Source organism: Streptomyces sp. NBC_01296 (assembly GCF_035984415.1).
Classification (GTDB): domain Bacteria; phylum Actinomycetota; class Actinomycetes; order Streptomycetales; family Streptomycetaceae; genus Streptomyces.
In genome coordinates this window covers 7,275,619-7,298,913 of record NZ_CP130720.1, presented here as the reverse complement: position 1 = coordinate 7,298,913, position 23,295 = coordinate 7,275,619, and the positions used below count along the sequence as shown (strand labels likewise).

Here is a 23,295-nt window from a genome sequence, read left to right as displayed (position 1 = left end):
CAAGGGGAGGACACCATGGCCCGTTACGCTGCGCCCGGTACCGAAGGCGCGCTCATGTCGTACGCGTCCCGCTACGGCCACTTCATCGGCGGCGAGTACGTCGAGCCCGCCCTCGGCGGGTACTTCGCCAACCCCTCCCCCGTCAACGGCCGGCCGTTCACCGAGGTGGCGCGCGGCACGGCCGAGGACGTGGAGCGGGCCCTCGACGCGGCGCACGCGGCCGCGCCCGCCTGGGGGCGTACCTCCGTCACCGAGCGCTCGAGCGTTCTGCTGCGCATCGCGGACAGGATGGAGCAGAACCTGGAGGCCCTGGCGGTCGCGGAGACCTGGGAGAACGGCAAGCCGATCCGCGAGACCCTCGCCGCCGACATGCCGCTGGCCATCGACCAGTTCCGCTATTTCGCGGGCGCGCTGCGCGCCCAGGAGGGCGCGCTCAGCCAGCTCGACGACGACACCGTGGCCTACCACTTCCACGAGCCGCTGGGCGTGGTCGGGCAGATCATCCCGTGGAACTTCCCGATCCTGATGGCGGTGTGGAAGCTGGCTCCGGCGCTGGCGGCGGGGAACACGGTGGTGCTGAAGCCGGCCGAGCAGACCCCGGCCTCGGTGCACTACTGGCTGAGCCTCGTGGCCGACCTGCTGCCACCGGGCGTGGTGAACATCGTCAACGGCTTCGGCGAGGAGGCGGGCAAGCCCCTGGCGTCCAGCCCGCGCGTGGCGAAGATCGCGTTCACCGGGGAGACGTCCACGGGACGGCTGATCATGCAGTACGCGGCGGAGCACCTCAAGCCGGTCACCCTCGAACTCGGCGGCAAGAGCCCCAACCTCTTCTTCGACGACATCTGGTCCACCGACGACGACCTGCGCGACAAGGCCCTTGAGGGGTTCAGCATGTTCGCCCTGAACCAGGGCGAGGTGTGCACGAGCCCCTCCCGCGCGCTGATCGAGCGCGGCCGGTACGGGGACTTCCTCGACGCGGCCGTGGCCCGCACCGAACTGATCGTGCCGGGGCACCCGTTGGACACGGAAACGATGATCGGCGCGCAGGCCTCCGAGGAGCAGCTGCGCAAGGTCCTCTCGTACGTGGAGATCGGCCGGCAGGAAGGCGCGAAGATCCTCACCGGTGGCGGGCGGATCGAGCACGGCGGCGATCTGGCGGGCGGCTTCTACGTCGAGCCGACCATCTTCGAGGGCGACAACCGGATGCGGATCTTCCAGGAGGAGATCTTCGGCCCGGTCGTATCGGTGACGTCCTTCCAGGACTTCGACGACGCCGTCCGGATCGCCAACGACACGGCGTACGGCCTCGGCGCCGGCGTCTGGACCCGCGACATCAACACCGCGTACCGCGCGGGCCGCGCGATCCAGGCGGGCCGCGTCTGGACGAACTGCTACCACGCCTACCCGGCCCACGCCGCCTTCGGCGGCTACAAGCAGTCGGGCATAGGCCGCGAGACCCACAAGATGATGCTGGAGCACTACCAGCAGACGAAGAATCTCCTCGTGTCCTACTCACCGAAGAAGCTGGGCTTCTTCTAAGCCCACAAAAGAAGGCGCCTGACCTGGGCTTTTGCCCGGCAGGCGCCTTCTTCGATCCCTAGAGCGCACCGTCCACGGCAGCGCTGGAAATGTACTGCTCCTCCCAGTTCCTCCCACCCGTATCCCACCCCTGACCAGCTGTCCCGGGCCATACACGGGCCAGATTCGGGATCAGTCCGCAACCTCCGCGCTGCGTCGATTCCACTCCTGCATCGATTCCTCGATGAGGCTGTTGGAATGCTCCTGCAGGCCGTCCAAGAACTTGGCGTAGTACTGGAAAAGCATTTGGATGCTCTGGCCGGCCCGACGGGCGCATTCAGCCGGATCCACGCCGGGGTACAGCCAGAACGAGATGCCAGCATGGCGCAGGTCATAGGGTCTCTTGGCGAGCAACGATGACTGCTCATGGTCTGCCAGGGCCTTCCTACGCGCCCGCGCCCACGTGATTCCGTAGGCCGCTGCCTCGACATAGTTCCCAGCTGCGTTACGGAAGAGGCGGCCGTCTGGCGCCACGCCGAAGCGGTCGATGTGTTCACGCAGCGTGCTCACGAACGACGGCGGTATCGGCACAGGTCGTGTGGCCTTGAGAGCTCGCCGCTTCAGTGAGTGCACCTCGTGGACCGACCCGTCATCCGCCCACCCCTTGCCCGCCGCGACAACCCCGCCCGACAGGTTGAGCATGCCCCAACCTGACGTCGGCAGGTGGCATTGGGAGAGCTGAAGGTGGATGACCTCCGCCGGCCGCATCGCCGCGTAGTACATACAACCGAAGAACGCCTCCAGGTGGGGGCCACGCCCTTTCTGCCCACCCACCGCGGACAGGAGCCGAGCCACCTGCGTCGGGTTGGGCACGCACGCCGGATCGACTTCTTCGCTGACTGCCGGGGGCTTCCACTTGACCCTGGCGAGCGGATTCTCTGTGAAATGCCCCTTATCGACGGCGGTTCCGAGGACCTCGCTGAAGGCCGATCGCTTGCGCACGGCAGTCTTCGCTGCGGCGGGCTTGCCGTCGATCTTGCGACTGAGGGCCTCCAACGCCCGTCGCACCGTGTCCGGTTCCAGCAGCTCACTGACAGGGAGGGAATGCCGCTTTATCCAATCCAGGGCATGCTTCCACTCGTCCGGCGGCTCACCCACCCATGCCTTCTTGTTGAACGCCCACGAATACAACGCGCGCCGGAGAACTCTTGGTTCGGGATAGGCGACTCCTGGCCGCACCAATGCGGGCGTGATGGTAGCCAGCGCGTCAGCCAAGGTGCGGCGGGTAGTACCTGGTGTCCGGTCCCAGCGCTCATCGATATAGGCATGGGCGATGTCATACCAGGTCGTCCGTTGCCTGATGGCTCGCATCTCAGACGCCGGCAGCCCTGTTTGCTCATCGAACGCCTCGCCATCTCGGGCAGCCGTCATGAGCTTCGCGCGCCGGCTCTCAGCCAGCCCCTTGGTGATGAAGGACTCCGACCGCTCGCGGCCGTTCACCGTCCATCGCACCTCGAATGGCTTGCGGCGCTTTGGCCGCTCGCGAATGTCCCAGAAGCGGACCTTGTAGCTCATCGCCATTCGGGCGTATCCCTTTCGCACTGAGGTTCCCCCGAGATGCGGGGTGTCGTGACAGAGGGTCAGATGGGACTCATGAGAGGAACATCGACCATGGCTGCCCCCAGGAAATACGCGCTCGAGTTGCGTGAGCGCGCGGTACGGATGTATCGCACCGCCGATCCGAAGCCGCAGATCAAGAAACTGGCTGTCGACCTCGGCGTGCATCCGGAGGCCCTGCGCGGCTGGATCCGCCAGGCCGAGGCCGACGCCGGCGAGCGTGACGACCGGCTGACCACCGACGAACGCGCCGAGCTCGCGGCGCTACGCAAGGAGAATGTCCAGCTCAAGCGGGCGAACGAGGTCCTGCGGACGGCCTCGGCTTTTTTCGCGGCCCAGCTCGACCCGACCCGGCCCAGGTGACCGCGCTCCTCGATGAGCACCCGCACCTGGGGGTCGAGCCCGTACTACCGGGAACTGAACATCCCCTCCACCACCTACTACCGTTGGCGCCAGGCCGAGACCGAGCCGTGCGAACGGCACCGCCGGGACGCCGAGCTGACCAGCATGATCCGTCAGGTCCACGACGAGTCCGGCGGGGTCTACGGCTCACTCCGCGTGCACGCCGTCCTCAGACGCGAGGGCACTCGCGTCGGCCGCAAACGGGTCGAACGGCTCATGCGGCAGGCAGGCCTGGCTGGGATCAGCCCTCGCCGGAGCAAGGGCTTCACCCGACGTGACCCAGACGCCGATCTCGCCCCTGACCTGGTGCGACGCGAGTTCACCGCGAGCGGGCCGAACCGGCTGTGGGTCACCGACCTGACCATGATCACGACGCTGGAGGGCCCGCTGTGGCTCTCCGCGATCCGCGACGCGTTCTCCCGCCGGGTCGTGGCCTGGGAAACCTCCGCCCGCGCGGACGCGGACCTGGTCCTGACCACACTGGAGTACGCCCTGGCCAGCCGCGAAGCCACCCCCGGCGAGCTCATTCACCATGCGGACCACGGCTGCCAATACACCTCCGTAAAGCTCACAACACGCCTGGTCAGGGCCGGGATCCAGGCATCCATGGGCTCGGTCGGCGACTCGTTCGACAATGCCCTCGCGGAGAACCTGTGGATGCTGATCAAGACCGAGTGCATCCGCGGCCGCACCTTCGCCACCCGGGCCGAAGCGAACCTCGCACTCTTCGAGTACATCGACGGCTTCTACAACTCCCGCCGCATCCAGAAACGGCTCGGCTACCTCAGCCCCATCGAGTTCGAGGAAAAGCACTACGCCGACCAGGCAACGGCCGAACGAACGAACCTGAAACCACGTCAACCCGCCCTGACCAGCTGATCAGCACCTCCCGCGCACCGGGGGAACCTCAGTCTGACCCTTGGACTGACTGACGTTCAGACTGTCCTGTCTGGGATTTGTCGGCCCACCAGCGGCGTCATCACGCACGCGGCCGGACGAGCGGCTGTGACCTCATAGGAGCCTGGCCAGAGGCCCCGTCACTGTCTTGTCCACCCGCCCGACCGGCGCGTGCCGCCCTCGGCTCGGACAAGCAGCAAGGACGGACATGACCAGCATGACGCACGATGCCCGGGAGATCACCGGCGGTGTCGACACCCACGGTCTGACCCACCACGCGGCTGTGATCGACCGGATGGGCCGGCACCTGGCCGACCAGGAGTTCCCGGCCACGGTCCGCGGCTACCGGGACCTGCTGGACTGGATGCGCTCGCACGGCACGCCGGTCGCGGTCGGGGTGGAAGGCACAGGTGCCTACGGAGCCGAACTCGCCCGTGTACTGACCGCGGCCGGGGTCACGGTCGTCGACGTGGACCGCCCGGACCGCAAGACACGCCGGATGAAGGGCAAGTCCGATCCGATCGACGCCTACGCCGCCGCGATGGCTGTGGCATCCGGCCGGGCCACCGGCATCCCGAAGAGCAGGGACGGCGTGGTCGAGGCCGTGAGGGTGCTGCGGATCGTCCGCCGCAGTGCGGTCAAGGCCCGCACCCAGGCGATGAACCAGATCCGCGGCCTGCTGGTGTCCGCTCCGGCGCTGCTGCGTGAGCAGGTCGCGGGGCTGGACCGGGCCGTACTGATACGCACGCTCGCCCGGCTGCGGTCGGGTGAAGACCTGTCGAGGCCGCTGGCCGCGACGAAGGCGTCTCTGCGGCGCCTGGCCCGCCGTCACCAGGTGATGCACGACGAGATCGCCGGGCTCGACGCGGAAATCGCGCCTTTGGTCAAGCAGGCCGCCCCGGAACTGCTCGCGCTGTTCGGCGTCGGCCCCGAGACTGCCGGCCAGCTTCTGGCCTCGGCCGGGGACAACCCCGAACGGATGCGGTCCGAGGGTGCGTTCGCGCACCTGACCGGAGTCGCCCCGATCCCCGCGTCGTCCGGCCGCACTCACCGCCACCGCCTCAATCGCGGCGGAGACCGAGCCGCGAACAACGCCCTTCACACCATCGTGCTGGTCCGCATGCGCTACGACGAGCGCACCCGCGCCTACGTCGAACGCCGCACCAAGGAAGGACTGTCGAAGAAGGACATCACGCGCTGCCTCAAGCGATTCGTCGCCCGTGAGGTCTACCGGGCTCTGACCACCACACCAACAGGACGAATCACTCAAACCGACCTTGCTCCTGCGGCTTGACGTCTATAGGAGCATCCCTCGCCTTGAGCGGCGGCTGCTCTTGGTGACGGCCACGGCCCGCGGACGAAGGTGGCACTGCCAGTGACAGTCTCCGCAGGAGTGCTGTCAAAAGGGATCTGGCTGGGGCGGGGCGGACGGCCGAGGCTGGGGGCATGACAACCGCCGATACCTCCACGACCGCCGCATCCGCGCCGCCGACCGGTGTCCGCATGACCGGACGCCAAGTCGCCGCCCTGATGGTGCTCCTGGCTTCGCAGTTCATGATGGCCGCAGACTTCTCCGTGCTCAACGTCGCGCTGCCCGAGGTCGGCGTGTCCCTCGGGTTCTCGACGGGGAGCCTGCAGTGGATCACCACGACGTTCGCCCTGTGCGCCGCCGGATGCACCCTCGTCTTCGGCCGCGTCGGCGACTACGTGGGGCGCCGGCGCATCTTCACCGCGGGAATGGTCGTCCTGGCCGTTTCCTCTCTCGTCGGAGGCATCGCCGACTCGGCCGCGATGCTGCTGGTCGCCCGTACACTCCAGGGTCTGGCCACTGCGGCTGTCACGCCCGCGGCGCTCGCCCTGCTCACCACGGCCTTCGCCGAGCCCTCTCTGCGGACCCGGGCGCTCGGCCTCAACAGCGTGATGATGAGCTCCGGTTTCAGCGTCGGCGCGATCCTCGGCGGTGTCCTCACGGATGTGCTCTCCTGGCGCTGGGCCTTCTTCATCAACATCCCCGTGGCCATCGCGGCGATCGCCGTCGTGCCGCTCGTCGTCGACGAGAGCCGGGCTGCGCAGCGCAGCCGCATCGACCTGCCGGGCGCGCTGCTGATCACCCTGGGCCTGTTCGCCGGGATCTACGGCGTCACCCGCGTCGGCGAGCAGGGCTTGGACCTGACGGCCGGCGTCGCGCTGATCGCCGCCGCCGTCCTGCTCAGCGTCTTCTGGACCGTGGAGAGCCGTACCGTCGATGCCCTGGTCCCGGTGAAGGTCCTGAGGAAGCCCGACATCGCCTTCGGCAACGTAGCCGCCCTGTTCATCTTCGGCGGCGAGACCGCACTGATCTTCTTCACCGGTCTGTACGTCCAGAACGTGCTCGGCCTGTCGTCCCTGGTTGCCGGCCTGGTGCTGCTCGGGATCGGAATGGGCCAGATCATCGCCGGCGTCGTCGGTCCGCGCCTCCTCCAGCGCGTCTCGCCGCGCACGATGCTCGGCGTCTCCCTGGCCCTCCAGGGCGCGTTCATGCTGCCCGCGCTGTGGGCGACCGCGGACTCACGCTGGCTGATCCCGCTGATCATCACCCAATTCGTGAACGCGTTCTTCTCCATGATGGCGGCCCTGTGCTTCATGGTCATCGCCACCTCGTCCGTCGATGCCGACGAACAGGGCATGGCGACCGGGATGGCCACACAGAGCCAGCAGGTCGGTATCGCGATCGGCATTCCGCTGGTGAGCGCGGCGTTCGCCACCGTCGTCGGGCAGGGCACCGCGACCACCGCCAAGGAGCTCACCGGCATCCACGTGGCCATCGGCGTGGCCGGTGTCTCGCAGCTCGCCGTCGGCCTGCTCCTGTGGCTGGTGCTGCGCAGCAAGTTCAGCAGTCCGCAGTGACCGCGTAGAGCCGATGTGGCGGCAGCCACGGCCGGGAGAGCGGTCCGCACCGCCCTCCCGGCCGTTGTGGCGTAGGTCACCGCGGTCCAAGGCGATATTGCCGATGCCGTTCGGCACTTCATAATGAGAAGGGTGGAACAGATCATGAACACGGACCTCGGTAGCTATCTGCGCCAAATGCGCGAGCGTGTCCGACCGGAGCAGATGGGGCTGCGCACCAGCAACTCCCGCCGCGTTCCTGGACTGCGCCGCGAAGAAGTGGCCGCGCTGGCTGGTGTGAGCCAGACCTACTACACCCGGCTTGAACAGTCACAGACCGCCCACGCGTCCCCGCAGGTCCTACTCTCCATCGCCCGCGCACTGGATCTCGGCCGCGACGAGCAGGACTACCTGCTCAAGATCGGCACAGCGGTGCAGAACCCGCAGCGGCAAACGCCCGATGACGACCAACTCAGCTTCAGCACCAGGATGCTGATGTCATCACTCGGCAGTGTGGCGGCAGCCGTGCTGAACTACCGTTGCGACATCCTGGCCTGGAACCCCCTGTACCACCAACTGTTCGCACCGCACCTCGAATTCGGCGTCCCCCAGGATGTCGAACAGCGCCCCAACATCATCAAAATGAACTTCCTCGACGAGAACGTCCGGGCTCTGTACGCGGACTGGGCCGCCGAGTCGGAGTCAAACGTGACGTATCTGCGATTCATCTCGGGAAATCACCGACACGATCCGCGGCTTGCCGAGCTGATCGGCGAGCTGACCATCCAGGATGAAGAGTTCGCGGCACTCTGGTGCCGCCAGCGGGTGGCGAACTGCATCGAGGGCACCAAGCTCTTCGACCATCCGGTGGTGGGCGAGCTGGAGCTGATGTACCAGTCCGCGGGCCTCCAGGACGGCAACATCCTGAAGCTCTACCACGCGGAGCCCGACTCCCCGCACGAGGCGGCCCTGCAGCTTCTGACGGTGGACCTGAACTCCGTTCGCCGGAGCTGAAGGACAACGACACAAGGCCCCCGGTCCGTACGGACCGGGGGCCTTCCGTGTGCCGCATGGGCGACTACGTCCGGCGGATCGCTGTCACCCCCCAGGTGAACCCGGATCCCGCCGTCGCCACGATCACCAGGTCGCCTGAGCCGATCCGGCCGTCCCTCTCCAGTTCCTCCAGGGCCAGGAACGGGTCCACGCCCCCGAGGTGACCGTCGAAGTCGTACTGGAAGACGCTGCGGGAGGCGGGCACCCCCAGCGCGGACAAGTACTTGCGGTGAATGTCCTGGTTACCATGCGTAACCAGGAAGTACGCCACATCGTCCGTCTCCTGTCCGATATCCGCGAGGACCTTGCCGGTCAGGGTGGTGAAGTTGTCAAGGAACGCCTCGCCGAGTCCGTCGAGCTTCTCGCCCCGCTCGACCTTGACCTGGCCCTCCTTGATCTCGCCGTAGTACGAGTCCACCCACTGCGGGTCGGTGTGATGGGCGGCGCCGAGCACCTCGTACGCGGCGTTGGCCGAGACCAGGACCGCGGCCGCGCCGTCCGCGAAGTTGAACAGCTCGATGTACCCGGTGCCGTACTCGACGAGCTGGCTCAGTCGGTCCGCGATGATCACCAGCGCGTACTTGTGTGTGCCTGCCCGCACCTGGTCATCCGCCATCTTCACGGCCACCATGCCCGCGTTGCAGAAGTTCGAGACCTCAAAGCAGTGCGCCTGCTCGATCCCCAGCTCCAGTGCGATCTTGGCTGCGGGCGACCAGAACGGCGTACCCCATTCGCTGGAGCCCGCGTACAGGACGAGACCGATCTCGTCGAGCGGCACCGGGTTCCTGGCCAGGAGCCTGGCTGCAGCCTCCCGGCCCAGCCCCCAGGAACTCTCGCCCTCGACCAATACCGAGAACTTTCCCGAGGGCAAAATCTGCCCGAGCTTCTCAACGCTGCAGCCGGACTTCCGACTTACGTCGTTGACACTCAGCTTTCCGCTCGGCATCGCCACGGCGAAGTCAGCTATTCCCACGATTCCTCCCCTTGCCTGTCAGACGTATTCCACGACGGCGTGCGGCGTATAGGGCTCCTCGAGCCGAGCCAGTTCGGTGGCGTCGAGCACCACGTCGAGAGCAGCCGCCGCGTCTTCGAGGTGGTGAGGCTTGGTCGCACCGACGACGGGCGCGGTGACCGCGGGCTGGTGCAGCACCCAGGCGAGGGCCACCTGGGCCATGGGCAGGCCGCGTTCGGCAGCGATCTCGGCGACCACCCGGGCAACCGCGCGATCGGCCGGCTCGGTCGGTCCGTAGAAACGCTCCTGTATCGGGTCGCCCGCAGTGCGGGGCGAGGCAGCGTCCCAGTCCCGGGTGAGCCTTCCGCGGGCCAGCGGACTCCACGGGGTGACGCCGACGCCCTCCGCGAGGCAGTACGGGAGCATCTCGCGCTCTTCCTCGCGGTTGACGAGGTTGTAGTGGTTCTGCATGCTCACGAACCGTGTCCACCCGTGCAGGTCGGCGATGTACTGCGCCTTCACGAACTGCCAGGTGTGCATGGACGAGGCTCCGATGTAGCGGACCTTGCCCGCGCGCACCACGTCGTGGAGCGTCTCCATCGTCTCTTCCACCGGAGTTTCGTGGTCCCAGCGGTGGATGATGTAAAGGTCTACGTAGTCGGTGTCCAACCGTCTCAGGCTTGCGTCGAGTTCGCGCATGATTGCCGAGCGTGACAATCCACCGGAGAGGGAAGAGGTGGTCATTCTCTCGTACACCTTGGTGGCGAGGACGACGTCCTCGCGGCGCGTCAGTTTCCGTATCGCGCGGCCGAGGAACTCCTCACTCGTGCCCAGCGAGTAGACGTTCGCGGTATCGAAGAAGTTGATGCCCAGGTCCAGCGCCTGGGCGATGAACGGGAGGCTCTCCTCTTCGGGCAGCGACCAGGGATGGGTGCCACGTCCGGGTTCGCCGTAGCTCATGCATCCCAGCGCCAGTCGTGACACCTTCAGGCCGGACGAGCCCAGCCGGGCGTAGTGCAACGTTCTTCCTCTCGGATCGGGCGGCGTGCGGGGTTCAGCTCTTGACCTCGTCCTGGACCTCGGTCAGCCGACCCCAGGAGGCAATGCCCTCGTCGAGCGGGATGTCCAGGCTGGCGAGGTACATGGCGGTCATGGCGCTGTGCCCCGCGAGGTGGGTGATCTCAGCGACCTCGTTCTGCGAGTAGTACGCGCGCAGGGTGGAGTAGGCCTCCTCGCTCGCCTTGTGGTCGACCATGCAGTCGGTGACGTAGCGGACCAGGGCGGCGCGGGCGGGCGGCAGTTCGTCGTAGAGGCCGTCCTCGATCGCCTTGATCCCGGTGTCGTCCAGCCCGGCCTTCTTCGCGAGCGGGTAGTGCAGCAGACGCTCGAACTCGCTGTCGCGCAGCCGGGCCACGCGCAGCACAACCACCTCGCGGTCCAGCAGGCTCAGCAGTCCGACGGTGAAGGTGCCGCCGAGCGCGAGGTGAGCGGCTGCCGAATTCTTGGTCAGCAGCAGTGCGCGGGTCAGGTTGGACTGGAACTTCTCGTACACCGCAAGCTGTTCGGGCGTCATGTCGGCGACTTCGGTGAGGGTGACACGGGGGGTGGTGGTACTCATGGCTGGCTCCTTCGGGTTGATTCCGGGACAGGTGTTAGGCGGACTGCCCGGCGCGTTGCGAAGCGACGGGGTGTGGGATCACATGCCGGGCCAGTGCCTGGCCGACGTTGCGGACAGCGGCGGCGGGGGCGTTGTCGTCCAGGGGGACGAGGCTGTCGAGGTGGCCGTCGGGCCGGATGATCAGGGCGTGTGCCTCGCGGGGGAGTTTGCTCAGCAGCGGGCCTGGCGGGCGGCCGCCCAGATCGGAGACGGCTGCCTCGGTGACCTGCTCACGCAGCCGCTCGACGAGCCCGATCCAGCGCTCGTACCGGTACCGCAGGCCCGGCCAGAGCAACACGGTGTAGCGGTCGACGCGCAGCACCGGCGCCGCGTTCGACTCGCGCCAGCCGAGGGGCAGGCGTTCGCCCGGCACCAGGGAGCGTATTTTCGGCCGAGCGCCGTAGTGGGTGTCGAGCTGGGCCAGCTTGGGCGCGAGCACCTTCTCCAGCATCCGGGTCGTGCTGCCCAGCCGGTAGACGGCGTCCCGGGCGAGGGTCTGGTGCCGGGCCGAGTACAGCCCGATCCGGGCCAGGCGGGTGGAGAGGCCGGCGACCGCGTCGACGGCCGGCCTGCGCTCGGTGTCGTAGCTGTCCAGCAGGTCGGGGCGGTAGTCGCCCCGCACCACACCGGCCAGCTTCCATCCCAGGTTGACCGCGTCCTGGATGCCGGTGTTGAGGCCCTGCGCGCCGGACGGGCTCATCGCGTGCGCCGCGTCGCCGGCGAGGAAGACACGACCGCTGCCGTACGTGCCCGCCGAGCGGACGTGCGCGGTGAAGACGCCGCTGAACTTCATCTCGCCGAGCCTGCGTGCCCCGGGGACGCATTCGGCGAGCAGCGTCTCGAAGAAGGCGCGGTCGGGGGTGTCGCCCAGGTAGTCGTCGGGCACGCTCGCGCCGGGCACGCATTCGGCATCGCGAGGCAGGAGCTCACGAGCCTGTAGGTCGCGCTTGAGGGCCCGGCATCACCGCTTCGGTTGCCGAGGCCGTAGTCGTGACTTGCGACGGGCGTGAGGCGACGATATGCCTTGGCCGGCCCAGCACCCTCTCTGGGCCCAATATGCCAGACGGTGTCGGCCGAAGCCGGGCCCGGCCGCCACCGCCTGACGGCACTCCCCCCGGCTCTTCGCCCTCCTCGATGGTCTCTCACGCCGCTCCCCGCGAGTGATCGGCGACACCGAGTGGCATGGCTCGCCGATCCGGACCATTTCCGGACCAGCCTCCGCCGAGGAGCCGCACCAGCCATCGTTTCCCCTGGGCAGCATGGGTGTAGACGCAGTACCACCAGCAGACGAAGAACGTTTTGGTCAGTTACTCCCCCAAGAAGCTCGGGTTCTTCTAGAGAACAGAAATCCGTTGCCTGGAGCGGGCATTGCCTCTCCAGGCAACATTGACTCCAAGCGCAGAAGGTAATCAAACGGCAGCCATACGTGACCTCCGGACCACTTCGGAACCTTCCCCCGGACCAGTCACGGACCAAGAAGTTGGAAATCGCTCAAGGCCGAGCGGGCGAACCTGGTCGGCGGCTGCTGGATGCGCCGGCGAAGCAGTTCACTGAACCACCGGTGCTCGCTGCCGACGTGCCGCGTGAGGTCCCCGAGAGTCCAGCCGGGGCAGGTCGGCAGCGGGGTGGAGGGTCGGCTCCCGTGACCGTGGCGACGCATGCGGCGGTCTCGGCTGCGAAGGCCGCTCCGTGCTGGGCGGGGTTCATGACTGCGCCCTTCCTCTGATGACGCTGCCCCAGGTGACGATACTCAAGGCCTCTGGCGTCGTACTCGGCGCCGATGGTGGGCAGGGCTCCGTTGACGTCCCAGGACGAGGTGCGGAGCACTGTGCTGCCCTTGGCAGCCGTGACGCGATAGCCGTCGGAGTCACAGGCGAAGCCGTGACGGTTCGGGCAAGTCGTCCCGGCCCTCGTTGTCGGCGGGTCGCGTGCGGTGCAGGTCGTCGAGCCTCCAGCCGGTGCCCAGGCCGCCCACAGCGCCCCGCTGCCTTGCTTGGGACACGAGTCGGCGGCATCCGCTGAACTGCAGCCGTACCTCTGGTCACGCGCTATCGGCCGACCCGTGGCCCGGCGGGTGCCGGTTCGGCGAGAGCGAGGCCGGTCCGGTCGAGCGGGCGCACTCGGTGGGAGTCTGACCGTAGTGCTTCTTGAAGGCTCGGGTGAAGTGACTGCCGTCCGCGAACTGCCAGTGTGCGGCGAGTTCCGAAATGCTCAGGCGCCCTGACGGCGAGACAAGGGCGAGCCGGGCCTCATGCAGTCGCCGGTGGCGGATGTAGGTGCTCACCTGCTCTCCCACCGCGGCGAATGCCCGGTGCAGCGTGCGGACGGAGACGTTGAGTTCACGCGCAAGCATCGCCGGAGAAAGTTCGGGATCAGCGAGCCGACGGTCCGCGAGGTCCTTGGCTGCCTGGGTGAGCGCGGGAGCCAACCGGGGCTCTACGTCGTCGAACCGGCCCTTCACCACCGCCTTGGTCAGCTCGATCAGGGTACCTTGGGCAGCTGCCACACCGGCCGGGCCGAGGTCGGCCACGGTCATGTGGATCATGTCTGCAAGGGCCGTCAGCAAGCGCACCTCGGCCGAGTCCGCCGGCCCGGTGACGACCCGGTTCCCGAGCAGGGGTTTGAGCTCGCCGGGGGGCAGGACGAGGAACTTCGCCGTGAGGTGCGCCGTCGTCTCGAAGGCCGTCAGACGCCCGAGGTGCCGGACGAGGAACTGCCCGGCCGACACGGTCTGGTCGCCGTAGCCGGACGGGCCGCCCAGAGTCCATGCGCCGCTCCGCACGACGTACATGGCAACCAGGTCCTGATCGCCGCCCGGGACGTCCGCGGTCCGGGTTGCCGACGCGGCGTGGAGATCGGCGATCGCCGCGCCATGCACCTTGGCCACGTTGCCCTTGACCCGGAAGTCACCGATCGTGTCCGGACTGAAGGCCGGCAGTTGGAAGACATCGTCGCCGACCTGCGTCTGCCACCCGCGCCGGAAAACGTCGAGTCCCCGCGGTGCGGAATCCGGGGCGGTCGAGTCCACCGCGAACACCCCGCGCGCGCCGTCGACCTCCGCTCCAGTACCGTGCATCCCTCTGCGATCCTCTCGTCTTCATTGCTTCAACGCCGTCCTGTGGTGGTCGTGTTCCGCAGGACGCCGCCATGACCCATGTGGACACCGTGCCAATCTTCCTATAGACGGCTCGCATTGCAGCGGCCCGGGAGGCAGAGCTGATGCTTCTGATTCGGCGAGATGAACGACGCGACCCCTGACGATCAGGTCGCAGCCTGATCGTCAGGGGTCGCCCTCGCGCTCGGTCCTCCCTCATGGGCTCGTGCCGGGGACGTCTTCGCCGCCTCGGTCGGACCTTTCGCCGGAGGTAACGGTTAGTGGCCGGCGCGCAGTTCGCCGTGTGGGCCGATGGCGTCGGCCACGCCCAGGCAGGTGCTGCCCCGGAGGCACCGAGTTCGTAGTGCACAGCCCCGGTGTCGACGGAACGGACCGTGAGCGCGACCTCGTAGTTGCCCGGGTGGGTCACTCACCGAGCCGCAGCCGAATCCGGGCGTCTTCCGGCCGGCGGGCCATGCCGATCGGCCTGCCAAGCCGTGTCGGCCAAGATCATCCTGTCGCGGTCGTGTCCCACCGGGAACCCATCCGTGCCGGTGCCGGCTCCGGTCACCTGCAGGTTGCGCGGCTCGACGGTCAGCGGGCGATCGAGATCGCGAAGGGGGTGAATCCGATGGACCGGATGACGTGCGGTACGAACAGTATCGCGGCCTCCGTGGCGCGGGCGGTCTGGATCCCGCCGAGGTCGGTGATCCATTCCTTGCGCCAGCCGAGGTCGATGAGCAGTTCAAGGACGGTCCGCTTGGCCTCCGGTTCCTCGCCGGAGAGGAAGGCGGTTGGCGTCTGGGTGAGCGTGGCCGGGGCGGTCATCACCGGGAAGAGCATGGTGTTGAGCGTCTTGACGACGTGCGTTTCGGGGAGCGCTGCCTGGAGTTGCTCGGCGAGGCTTGAACCGGGGTAGATCAGGGCGGCGGGCAGTCCGTCCGGTCCGTCGACGGTAGCGTTGGAGACGTCCACGAGGATCTTGCCGTGCAGCTCTTCGCGCAGGGCGGCGAGACGTTCCAGGGAGCCGGCGCCCGGGGTGGCGTTGATGACGATCCGGGCCGCCCGGGCGGCATCGGCGGCGGCGCCCGGCGCGCGGTCCGCGACGGTCACCTCGTGCCCTGCCAGGGTGAGGGCTTTCGCCAGGTTGCCGCCGACGCGGCCGTTTCCGAGAACTGCGATCGTGGTCATGATGTTCTGGTCCTTGCGTTGGGTGCGGGTTGTGGTGCGCGGGGTCAGCGGGAGAGCGTGGCGACGGCTTCGGCGTGGACGCCGGGCGCGGCGGCCAGGAAGCTCTCGCTCTGCGGGGTCCAGGGGCGGCCCTCGGCGTCGGAGATCTGTCCGCCGGCCTCGGTGACGAGCAGCGCGCCGGGCAGCAGGTCCGCTCGGGCGCCGGCGAACTGCCAGAAGGCGTCGATGCGGCCGGCGGCCACGTTCGTGAGGTGCAGGGTCGCGGGCACGGCGGTGCGGACGACGAGCGCGTCGAAGAGCATCGCGGTGATCGAGGAGCCGACGCGCCGTACGACCCTCTCGTCCTCGTCGGGCCGGGCCTGGCTGGTGGCCACGATGCTCAGGCCGAGGTCCGCGGTCGGGGAGACGCGCAGCGGCCGGCCGTCGAGGTAGGCGCCGGCGCCGGTGAGCGCGGTGTAGGTCTCGCCGGTCAGCGGCAGGTGGACCGCGGTGAGCACCGGCTGGTTCTCACGCACGAGGGTCGCGGTCACCGCCCACTCCGGCAGCGCGTGCAGGTGGTTGACGTTGCCTTCGGCCGGGTCCACGACCCACCACTCGCCGGGCGGCAGCGCCCCGCCGTCCAGTTCGTCCTCCACCCAGCCGGCCTCCGGGCGCAGGCTCGTGAGGCGGTGGCGCAGGATGTCCAGGGCCGTGTCGTCGTTGACGGCGAGCGCACGCATCAGCTCGTCACGGGTCTCGTAACGGACCACATCGCCGAAACGCTCGCGCAGCGCCGCACCGGCGGCGCGCACGGCGGTCGCGGTGCGGTCGAGCAGGTCGGCGTCGGAGGTGACGACGTCCGTGGTCTGAAGCGTTTCGGACATGGTGGTGCTCCTGTCTGAGGAGGGGTGATGAGGCCGGTCGGGGTCGCGTTCGACGGACGACGGACGACGGGGGGATGAAGCGCGTTGTGGAAGCGCCGTGGGCGCGGAAGAAGGCTCAGTCGATCAGTTCGGCGGCCCGTTCGGCGATGGCGTAAACGGTCGCGTTGGTGTTGGCCGAGGGGATGGACGGCATCACCGAGGCATCGGCGACCCGCAGTCCGGCTATTCCGTGCACGCGAAGGTTCGCAGGGTCGACGACGGCATCGGCGTCGGTTCCCATGCGGCAGGTGCCGGTGAAGTGGAAGTAGGGGCCGGTGGCCTTGCGAATGAACTCGTCCACAGATTCGCCGCTCGTCCCGGAGCCCGGCACCGCTTCCTGCTTGCGCCAGTCGGCGAACGCGTCGGCCTCGCCGATGCGACGTGCCACTGCCAGGCCCTTGCGCATGACCTCCAAGTCACGGTCGTCGCTCAGGTAGCCCGGGTCGACGACGGGAACACTGGCGGGATGGGCGTCCGCCAGGCGCACGGTGCCGCTGCTGTGCGGAGCCATCGCGGAGAAGACTATGGAGTAGCCGCCCGCCGGCGGCTGGCCCCAAGCCGACGGGAGCGGTGCGGCGACGATGTAGACCTGAAGGTCCGGCCGGGCCGCGGCGGTATCGCTGAACAGCAGGCCCATCATTTCGGCCGGCGGGTTGGCAGGAACGAACGGTACGGGCTGGTCGGCCTCGTACACCACGCCCGCCATCGGATGGTCCTGCAGATGGGATCCCACTCCCGGCAGGTCGGCGACGACGTCGATGCCGTGTTCCTCAAGGTGTTGGGCCGGGCCGATCCCTGACAGCATCAGGAGGTGCGCGGAACCGATGGCTCCCGCGGTCAATATGACCTCGGCGCTGTCGATGGACAGGTGCTCCCCACCGATGGTGTACTCGACGCCGGTGCAGCGGCCCGCGGTGGTGCGCAGCCGCTGCACGGTCGCGTCCGTGACGACGTCCAGGTTCGGCCGGTCGAGGAACGGACGGATGTAGGCGTCGGCCGCGCTCTGGCGGGCGCCGCCGGGCAGATTCATGTCACTCCACCCGAACCCGGTCTCCAGCCCGCTGCCGATGTCATCGGCGCGTGCGAACCCAGCCTCCACTGCGGCGTCGACGCCCGCCGTGGCCAGGGGATGGGGTTCCGGGACCGGGGCGACCGCGACCGGCCCGTCCGTGCCCCGCACGGAGGCATCACGACTGCGAGTGCTCTCGCTGCGGCGGAAATAAGGCAGCAGGTCGTCGAAACCCCAGCCCGGAGCACCGAGGCCGGGCCATTCGTCGTAACCGGACCGGTGCCCCCGCAGGTGGTAGAGGCCGTTGATGCTCGACGATCCGCCGAGCGCCTTACCGCGCAGCACGTCAGCGGCCCTGCCTGTACCGGCCTGCACGGTCGAGGCGCCCAGCCAAAGGGATGACGGGTCGAACCCCAGGAACCCCCAAGGAGATGCCATCGCCTCGGTTGCGTCCCGGGCTCCCGCCTCCAGCAACAACACCCGCACGCCCGGGCGTTCCGAAAGCCGGGAGGCAATCACGCATCCCGCCGTCCCCGCTCCCACCACGACATAGTCATAAGGACTCTTGCCCATCATGTCTCCGCTTCCCACGGCAGCACTGTCCGACCACCGGGTTTCAGGAAAAGGCTCCTCGACGATCAAAGAGCTGATTGCTTGCACGAACTAAAGGGGCCGAGAAGTCCGAGCTCGGCGCGCAGAAGGCGTGGAACCGGCTGATCAGCAACGAGCGGGCTCCAGCGGAGCGGGGCTGTCCGCAGGCAGGCCGCGCGCGCTGCTGGTGCTGACGGACACCGAGGTGGCCCGGCGGCAAACGATCACCTTGATCGACGGGCCTGGGAGCGCCCGGTCCGGCCATTGCCGATCACCCCGTTGGGGATGTCCATGCCGGCGCCGGTGCCTGCGATGACGGCCTTCCGGCTGGACTTCTCTTGTTTCACGCGTTTCTTGTCCTTGGTGTGTACCCGTCCTGGAACACCCCGGGTTTCCCTTCTGCCGTCGAATCTTAGGAATACGGACACGGCGCGTACTTGAACCTCCGCGACGTTCGTTCGGTACCTCAGCGCCATACGTGTGGCGAGACAGTCGGCGTCACACAGCACTGGGTCAGGCTGCTCGTACACGCCGACCGACTTCTTGCCCTGCCACAGGTGGCCGCCCTTTCCCACCGACGGCCGCGTGAACCCGGGTCGGCAGCAAGGACGTTAGGCGGCCGCAGTTCCGGCCACGGCGGGCCCGTGGCATCGGGGATGGGCGCGGATCCTCACGTCCGTCCACCGGGAGATCGACCTCTGGCAGCAGGTCGACGAGAACCTCGGCCCGGAAGCCACCCTCCGCCTGCTCCCCTGCACGGCTCCCACACCGAGTCGATCGGCGAGTGGTGGGGCTCCGGCTGGTACGAGACGATGGTCCGCCGCGCGGATGTCCGCGCGGCGGACGACGGAAGCCTCCCAGCAATCATTCCCAGAACTTCCCGGCCCACCCCACGCCAGGAGCGCCCGGGCAAAGATCCGGACCAGCTCCGGACCAGCCCAGACCAAGGGGGCGCATCAACTGACGTTTCCGCTGGTCAGCATGGGTGTGCCTCCCGTACCACCAGCAGACGAAGAGTCTGCTGGACGTCTGCGGAGCGGATTATTGACGCAAAGGCAAGGGGAAAGCGCAGGTCAGAGGGGGCGCATGGGTCATGGTGGTCGCACGAGACTGGAGGTGTCGACCCTTCCTCCGCCTCCTGGAGGCGATCCCCATGCGTACCACCGGCGACCGCGGCCGCATCTGCCGCAGATGTGGCTGCCGGGACACACCGCATCACCAGCTCGGAGAGCACTGCCCCACACCTGCTCGCTGACGGTGACCACGGGACGTGGACCTTCGCGGTCGACGTCCCGGCACCGCGCCGCCGCCGGACGACCGTGCGCAGGGGCGGCTTCGACAACCACGACGCAGCCAGAACGCACTCCGCGGATTCCTCGAGGGCGAGGCCGGAGGATTCAACGCCGACCCGAACCAGAGCGTCGACGACCACCTGAGCACCTGGCTGGCCGCCAAGGCGCTCGTGCTCAAACCGACCACCATGGCGCGCTACCGGGACTACGTCCACAACGACCTCGCCCCCGCCTGCGGCACCCTCAAGCTGGACGAGCTCGGACACCGTCACATCGCCGCCTTCGTCACCGGCGAACTCGCCGCAGGCCGCGGAACGACCACCCTCTACCGCTGCGTGGCCACCCTCTCCGACCCCTGCGACCCCTGCGACCCCACACCGTCCTCGACCGGCTCCGGCAGCTGTCCCGAGAAGCCGGCGCACCCCGGGTGACCGTTCACGACCTGCGACACCTGGCTGGAACGGCTGCGACCACCACGCGACCGCATCCAGCACCTCCGCGAAGCCCTCGACCGGCTCCGCTCCCCCGCCCCGACCGGCCTCTACCCCACCGCCAACCAACCCCGAAGCGGGCGTGCGACCACACTGCGACCAGCAGCAGTCCGGGCATGGAAAAGGCCGTCCTCTCGTGTGTGAGAGAACGGCCTCCGACCTGCGTAAAGCATGGTCGGGACGACAGGATTTGAACCTGCGACCCCTTGACCCCCAGATACGTATCTGCCGTGCGCCCGCCGCGGTGTGCGGTGGCCCCCAACTGGTCCCCAAGGTAAGCCACCTGGTCCTCGGCCCGCCCAGCCGTCTCAGACGGCTGGGCGGGGAGGGGGCTGCCCGGAAAGACACTGACACTCCCGCGCGATTGCCTGGGGCGATGCGTTCGGGCGGAGTGGCACTATCGGGTGTGCTGGGTGATGGCGAACAGAGCGCCGGTGGGATCGCGTAGGACCACGTCTCCGTTGGCGTCCTGGCGAACTTCGGTTGCGCCGAGCCGCAGGGCCTGCTTGGCGTCGGTATCGGGTCTGTTGCCGGCGAAACTGACCAGCCAGAGTGATCGTTGTGCCGTTGGTTTCCCTGGCGGCGGGCCGGTGGCGGCGATGGAGTTGTCCGGCAACCCGAACTCGGTGTGCTGGGGGTTGACGTTCCAGTGCAAGGCCGGTCGGTAGAAGGCGGCAGCATGCGCGGGGTGGTCGGTGAGCAGGCTGATGCCGGCGAAGGTGCCCGGTTCGTGGGTCAGCTGCATGCCGGTATGGGTGCCGGGCTGCCAGAGTGACAGTGGTGCGCCGACGGGGTCGAGGGTGACGGCGGCATGGCCGAGCGTCCCGACCCGTGTGGGTGGCACGACGATCTGGGCGCCCAGGTCCGCGAAGCGGGTGACGGTGGCTTGGATGTCCGACACGGTGACGTTGACCGTCCAGTAGGGGGCGCCGGCGTCCTCGGCCGGCCCCAGGGCGGCGACGAGGCGTCCGCGCAGTGTGCAGAGCCTGTAGCCGTTGGGGTCCGGTCGGGCGACGGTCCAACCGAACAGCGCGGTGTAGAACGCCGCCGTCGTCTCCATGTCGGGGGTGCCGAGGTCGATCCAGCTCACGCTGTTCTCGGGGTGCCGCGTGACGTTCATCGAGATGACTTTCCGTTGAGGCCGCCCCGCCCCGACAGTGGAGCGAGGCGGCGTCCAGAGCTGACTCGGCGGCGACCTGTTGGTGTCAGGTGTAGTAGGGCGAGTTCAGGTCGATGCTGGCGTCTTTGACGATGTCACCGTCGAACAGTCGTGTCGTTGCCGGGGCTCCGGCCCGGCGGGCTTCTTCGGCGAAGGGGCCCTGGGCGAAGGCCAGGGCGTTCTCGGCGCTGTCGAACTCGTAGAAACCACCGACGGTGTGGGTTCCGATACCGGACAGCCACGTCTTGCGGATCAGACCCGGCGCGGTCTTCAGGGCCTCGTTGACCTGGTGCCAGTCGAACTGCTCGAACGGTACTGCCGCCTGGATCTCGGTGTAGAGAAACGTCTTGCCCATCACGAACCTCCGGTTTCGGGGCCTGTCCAGCCCCCATTACTAGTACGTGCGTCCTAGTAAGGTGAGCATGGAGTAGGATGGCCGTACTAGTCAAGGGGGTGCGATGGCCGCAGACACGAAGTCCCGCATGATCAGCGCAGCGATCGGGCTGCTGCAACGCCACGGCCTGGCCGCGATGTCCTTCACCGACGTCCTGGCCGAGAGCGGTGCCGCGCGCGGGGCGATCTATCACCACTTCCCGGGCGGCAAACAGCAACTCGCGCTTGAAGCCGCTCGCCGCAACGCGGAGGACGTCCGCGGTCACCTGCACGCACTGCCGGCCCGCACGCCCCGCGAAGTTGTGGAGGCGTTCCTCGGCAACGTCCGCCCCGTGGTGCAGGCGTCCGCCGGGGGCGGCGGCTGCGCGATCGCGGCGGTCACCGTCGACGGCGGCGCAGCCATTGCCGACCAGAGCAGCCTGCGCACTGTCGCCGCCGAAGCGTTCACCGGCTGGGTCGGCGAGCTCACCGGAAAACTCACCCAGGCCGGAATGAGCTCATCCCAGGCCGCCGATCTGGCCACCCTCATGATCGTCACACTCGAAGGCGCCCACATCCTGTGTCGCGCTGCGGGCAGCATCGCGCCTTTCGACAGAGCCGCCGCGGCCCTCATCTCCACCCTCGCGAGCCCGGGCTGACCTGGCGGCAGAGCACGACAACGTGACACGCCGCAACGATCACGCTTCCGTCATGGCATGAACACGGTCGTGCGGGTTGGGTGTTGTCGTGACGCGATGTCGGGTGCGAGCTGCCATTTCTCCACACGCCCGATGTCGTCGGACGCTTGCGAGGCGATCACGCCCTCCGCCCGGCGGTGCCTGCGGCGTCTTCGGCGAGCCAGCTCGGTCGCGCGGGCGGCTTCGGCAGATCCGGATCGGGATCGGTCCACTCGTTTCCCCAGGCGGCCAAGGCTGCGAGCACCGGCACCAGGGCGCATCCCTGTTCAGTGAGGAGGTACTCGAAGCGGGCAGGTTTGAGGCTGTACTGCGTGCGCCTGAGGACGCCGGAGGCAGTCAGCTCCGTCAGTCGTCGGGCGAGCGTGTTCTCGCTCATCCGCAACCGATCGCGGAATTCGTCGAACCGGCGGGCTCCGGCGAGGGCTTCACGCACCACCAGGAGCGCCCATCGTTCGCCGACCACGTCCAGCGCTCGGGCGGCGGGACAGTTGTCGAGGGCGAGGGTCGAGCGCATGCCCTCAGCCTAGCAGCTTCCATGTTGGAAGTGAACTGCTAGCCTCCCGTTACTTCCATCATGGAAGCCACTGAGGAAAGGTGCTTCCAGATGCAGAGACTTCGTCAGGCCGGTATCGAGGTTGCCCGTGGGGTGTTCCGTTTCGGAGACGGCCACGTCAACTGGTACGTCATCGAGCAGGAGGGCGCCCTGACCGTCGTGGACGGCGGTATGCCCAGCCACTGGCCCGCACTGATGGACTGGCTGACGAAGCGGGGGCAAGGTCTGGACGCCGTTCGGGCCATCGTGCTCACCCACGGACACGCCGATCACCTGGGCATCGTCCGCCGGCTCTCCGACGCCACCGGCCGGCCGGTGTACATACACCCGGACGACGAGGCGCTGGCCAAAGGCGCCCGACTCCACACCCCACCCCGCCGTATTCGGCGAAACCTGTGGAAGCCTCACGTCTTTGCACTCAACCTGAACTGGGCACGCGCGGGCCTGTTTACCGTCCCGCCGATCCTGCACGCCGAGTGCTACACCGATGGGCAGCGTCTCGACGTACCGGGATCGCCTCGGGCGATCCACACTCCCGGCCACAGTCCAGGGAGCAGCTGCCTGCTGCTCGCCGACCGAGACGTCCTGATCACGGGAGACGCCCTGGTGACCCTCGACGTCGTCACCGGCCGACGTGGCCTGGGAATCATGCCCGGCACCCTCAACGACGACCCCGAACAGGCATTGGACAGCCTGACCGCTCTGGCCGGAATCACAGCCACGACGCTGCTCCCCGGCCACGGCGAGCCCTACGCGGAAGGCGTGCCCACCGCTCTCGCGGCGGCCCGTCGACACGGCATCGACTGGAGGACGCCGGCCGCAGGCGCACACGGCCACACCCATTGACCGCAGCCCGTCCGATCGAACGCACTCGGCGGTGCCGCGGTCGCCGTCGGCGGTTCCGGTTGCGACTTGTCCCTGAAACCGGATTCAACCCTGGTGAGAGGCAGCACGGCAGGGCACGCGGTGAGTACGTCTGGTT

22 protein-coding genes are annotated in these 23,295 nt (G+C 68.1%); 9 read left to right on the top strand and 13 right to left on the bottom strand.

Annotated elements, in window-relative coordinates; genetic code table 11:
• Positions 1-15 precede the first annotated feature (15 nt).
• Positions 16-1,539 (top strand): acetaldehyde dehydrogenase ExaC, encoded by a 1,524-nt coding sequence (exaC, locus tag OG299_RS33270; protein WP_327363481.1) that lies wholly within the window; start codon positions 16-18, stop codon positions 1,537-1,539.
• A gap of 171 nt (positions 1,540-1,710) precedes the next feature.
• Here the strand turns inward: exaC and OG299_RS33265 are convergent, their stop codons facing one another.
• Positions 1,711-3,099 carry a tyrosine-type recombinase/integrase gene (locus OG299_RS33265; RefSeq protein WP_327363480.1) on the bottom strand — a complete coding sequence of 463 codons (1,389 nt, stop codon included), beginning with the start codon at positions 3,097-3,099 and terminating at the stop codon, positions 1,711-1,713.
• A 90-nt stretch (positions 3,100-3,189) separates the two neighbouring features.
• Here OG299_RS33265 and OG299_RS33260 point away from each other — a divergent pair, with 90 nt between their 5' ends.
• The 5 genes from OG299_RS33260 to OG299_RS33240 all read left to right on the top strand — a co-directional run bounded on the left by OG299_RS33260 (position 3,190) and on the right by OG299_RS33240 (position 8,313).
• Positions 3,190-3,498 carry a transposase gene (locus OG299_RS33260; RefSeq protein ID WP_327363479.1) on the top strand — a complete coding sequence of 103 codons (309 nt, stop codon included), beginning with the start codon at positions 3,190-3,192 and terminating at the stop codon, positions 3,496-3,498.
• Between the two features lie 12 nt (positions 3,499-3,510).
• The gene (locus OG299_RS33255) at positions 3,511-4,416 is read left to right on the top strand and encodes an IS3 family transposase (protein ID WP_327363478.1); all 906 of its coding nucleotides are present in this window, start codon (positions 3,511-3,513) and stop codon (positions 4,414-4,416) included.
• A gap of 226 nt (positions 4,417-4,642) precedes the next feature.
• Positions 4,643-5,728: an IS110 family RNA-guided transposase gene (locus OG299_RS33250; protein WP_327363477.1), complete on the top strand. Its 1,086-nt coding sequence runs from the start codon at positions 4,643-4,645 to the stop codon at positions 5,726-5,728.
• Between the two features lie 152 nt (positions 5,729-5,880).
• Entirely contained in the window at positions 5,881-7,320 is a 1,440-nt protein-coding gene (locus OG299_RS33245) for an MFS transporter (protein ID WP_327363476.1), read from the top strand.
• A gap of 132 nt (positions 7,321-7,452) precedes the next feature.
• On the top strand, positions 7,453-8,313 hold the full coding sequence (locus tag OG299_RS33240; protein ID WP_442817550.1) for a helix-turn-helix transcriptional regulator: 861 nt from the start codon (positions 7,453-7,455) through the stop codon (positions 8,311-8,313).
• A gap of 64 nt (positions 8,314-8,377) precedes the next feature.
• Here the strand turns inward: OG299_RS33240 and OG299_RS33235 are convergent, their stop codons facing one another.
• From OG299_RS33235 to OG299_RS33195, 9 genes are all read right to left on the bottom strand, one after another.
• The gene (locus OG299_RS33235; RefSeq protein WP_327363474.1) at positions 8,378-9,223 is read right to left on the bottom strand and encodes a 3-oxoacyl-ACP synthase III family protein; all 846 of its coding nucleotides are present in this window, start codon (positions 9,221-9,223) and stop codon (positions 8,378-8,380) included.
• Positions 9,224-9,343: 120 nt separating this feature from the next.
• On the bottom strand, positions 9,344-10,324 hold the full coding sequence (locus OG299_RS33230) for an aldo/keto reductase (protein ID WP_327363473.1): 981 nt from the start codon (positions 10,322-10,324) through the stop codon (positions 9,344-9,346).
• Between the two features lie 34 nt (positions 10,325-10,358).
• The gene (locus OG299_RS33225; RefSeq protein ID WP_327363472.1) at positions 10,359-10,922 is read right to left on the bottom strand and encodes a carboxymuconolactone decarboxylase family protein; all 564 of its coding nucleotides are present in this window, start codon (positions 10,920-10,922) and stop codon (positions 10,359-10,361) included.
• 34 nt (positions 10,923-10,956) lie between these two features.
• Entirely contained in the window at positions 10,957-11,862 is a 906-nt protein-coding gene (locus tag OG299_RS42835; protein WP_442817549.1) for an FAD-dependent monooxygenase, read from the bottom strand.
• Positions 11,863-12,426: 564 nt separating this feature from the next.
• Complete coding sequence (locus OG299_RS33215; RefSeq protein WP_327363471.1) at positions 12,427-12,621, bottom strand: maleylpyruvate isomerase N-terminal domain-containing protein; 195 nt, start codon at positions 12,619-12,621, stop codon at positions 12,427-12,429.
• Between the two features lie 381 nt (positions 12,622-13,002).
• A complete protein-coding gene (locus tag OG299_RS33210; RefSeq protein ID WP_327363470.1) occupies positions 13,003-13,989 on the bottom strand; it encodes a helix-turn-helix domain-containing protein in 987 nt (328 codons plus the stop codon).
• A gap of 660 nt (positions 13,990-14,649) precedes the next feature.
• Complete coding sequence (locus OG299_RS33205; protein WP_266631639.1) at positions 14,650-15,246, bottom strand: NADPH-dependent F420 reductase; 597 nt, start codon at positions 15,244-15,246, stop codon at positions 14,650-14,652.
• Between the two features lie 44 nt (positions 15,247-15,290).
• Positions 15,291-16,109, bottom strand: coding sequence for an inositol monophosphatase family protein (locus tag OG299_RS33200; protein ID WP_327363469.1), 819 nt, complete (start codon positions 16,107-16,109; stop codon positions 15,291-15,293).
• Between the two features lie 115 nt (positions 16,110-16,224).
• On the bottom strand, positions 16,225-17,730 hold the full coding sequence (locus tag OG299_RS33195) for a GMC family oxidoreductase (protein WP_432762289.1): 1,506 nt from the start codon (positions 17,728-17,730) through the stop codon (positions 16,225-16,227).
• A gap of 1,288 nt (positions 17,731-19,018) precedes the next feature.
• On the opposite strand from OG299_RS33195, the gene OG299_RS33190 reads away from it, so the two are divergent.
• On the top strand, positions 19,019-19,471 hold the full coding sequence (locus OG299_RS33190; protein ID WP_327363467.1) for a tyrosine-type recombinase/integrase: 453 nt from the start codon (positions 19,019-19,021) through the stop codon (positions 19,469-19,471).
• Positions 19,472-19,928: 457 nt separating this feature from the next.
• Here the strand turns inward: OG299_RS33190 and OG299_RS33185 are convergent, their stop codons facing one another.
• Positions 19,929-20,621 carry a VOC family protein gene (locus OG299_RS33185; RefSeq protein ID WP_327363466.1) on the bottom strand — a complete coding sequence of 231 codons (693 nt, stop codon included), beginning with the start codon at positions 20,619-20,621 and terminating at the stop codon, positions 19,929-19,931.
• Between the two features lie 115 nt (positions 20,622-20,736).
• Entirely contained in the window at positions 20,737-21,045 is a 309-nt protein-coding gene (locus tag OG299_RS33180; protein WP_266631629.1) for a YdhR family protein, read from the bottom strand.
• A 103-nt stretch (positions 21,046-21,148) separates the two neighbouring features.
• Here OG299_RS33180 and OG299_RS33175 point away from each other — a divergent pair, with 103 nt between their 5' ends.
• Positions 21,149-21,721 carry a TetR/AcrR family transcriptional regulator gene (locus tag OG299_RS33175; RefSeq protein WP_327363465.1) on the top strand — a complete coding sequence of 191 codons (573 nt, stop codon included), beginning with the start codon at positions 21,149-21,151 and terminating at the stop codon, positions 21,719-21,721.
• A 157-nt stretch (positions 21,722-21,878) separates the two neighbouring features.
• Here the strand turns inward: OG299_RS33175 and OG299_RS33170 are convergent, their stop codons facing one another.
• On the bottom strand, positions 21,879-22,274 hold the full coding sequence (locus tag OG299_RS33170; RefSeq protein ID WP_327363464.1) for a winged helix-turn-helix transcriptional regulator: 396 nt from the start codon (positions 22,272-22,274) through the stop codon (positions 21,879-21,881).
• 90 nt (positions 22,275-22,364) lie between these two features.
• Here OG299_RS33170 and OG299_RS33165 point away from each other — a divergent pair, with 90 nt between their 5' ends.
• The gene (locus tag OG299_RS33165) at positions 22,365-23,159 is read left to right on the top strand and encodes an MBL fold metallo-hydrolase (protein ID WP_327363463.1); all 795 of its coding nucleotides are present in this window, start codon (positions 22,365-22,367) and stop codon (positions 23,157-23,159) included.
• The last annotated feature ends 136 nt before the right edge of the window (positions 23,160-23,295 follow it).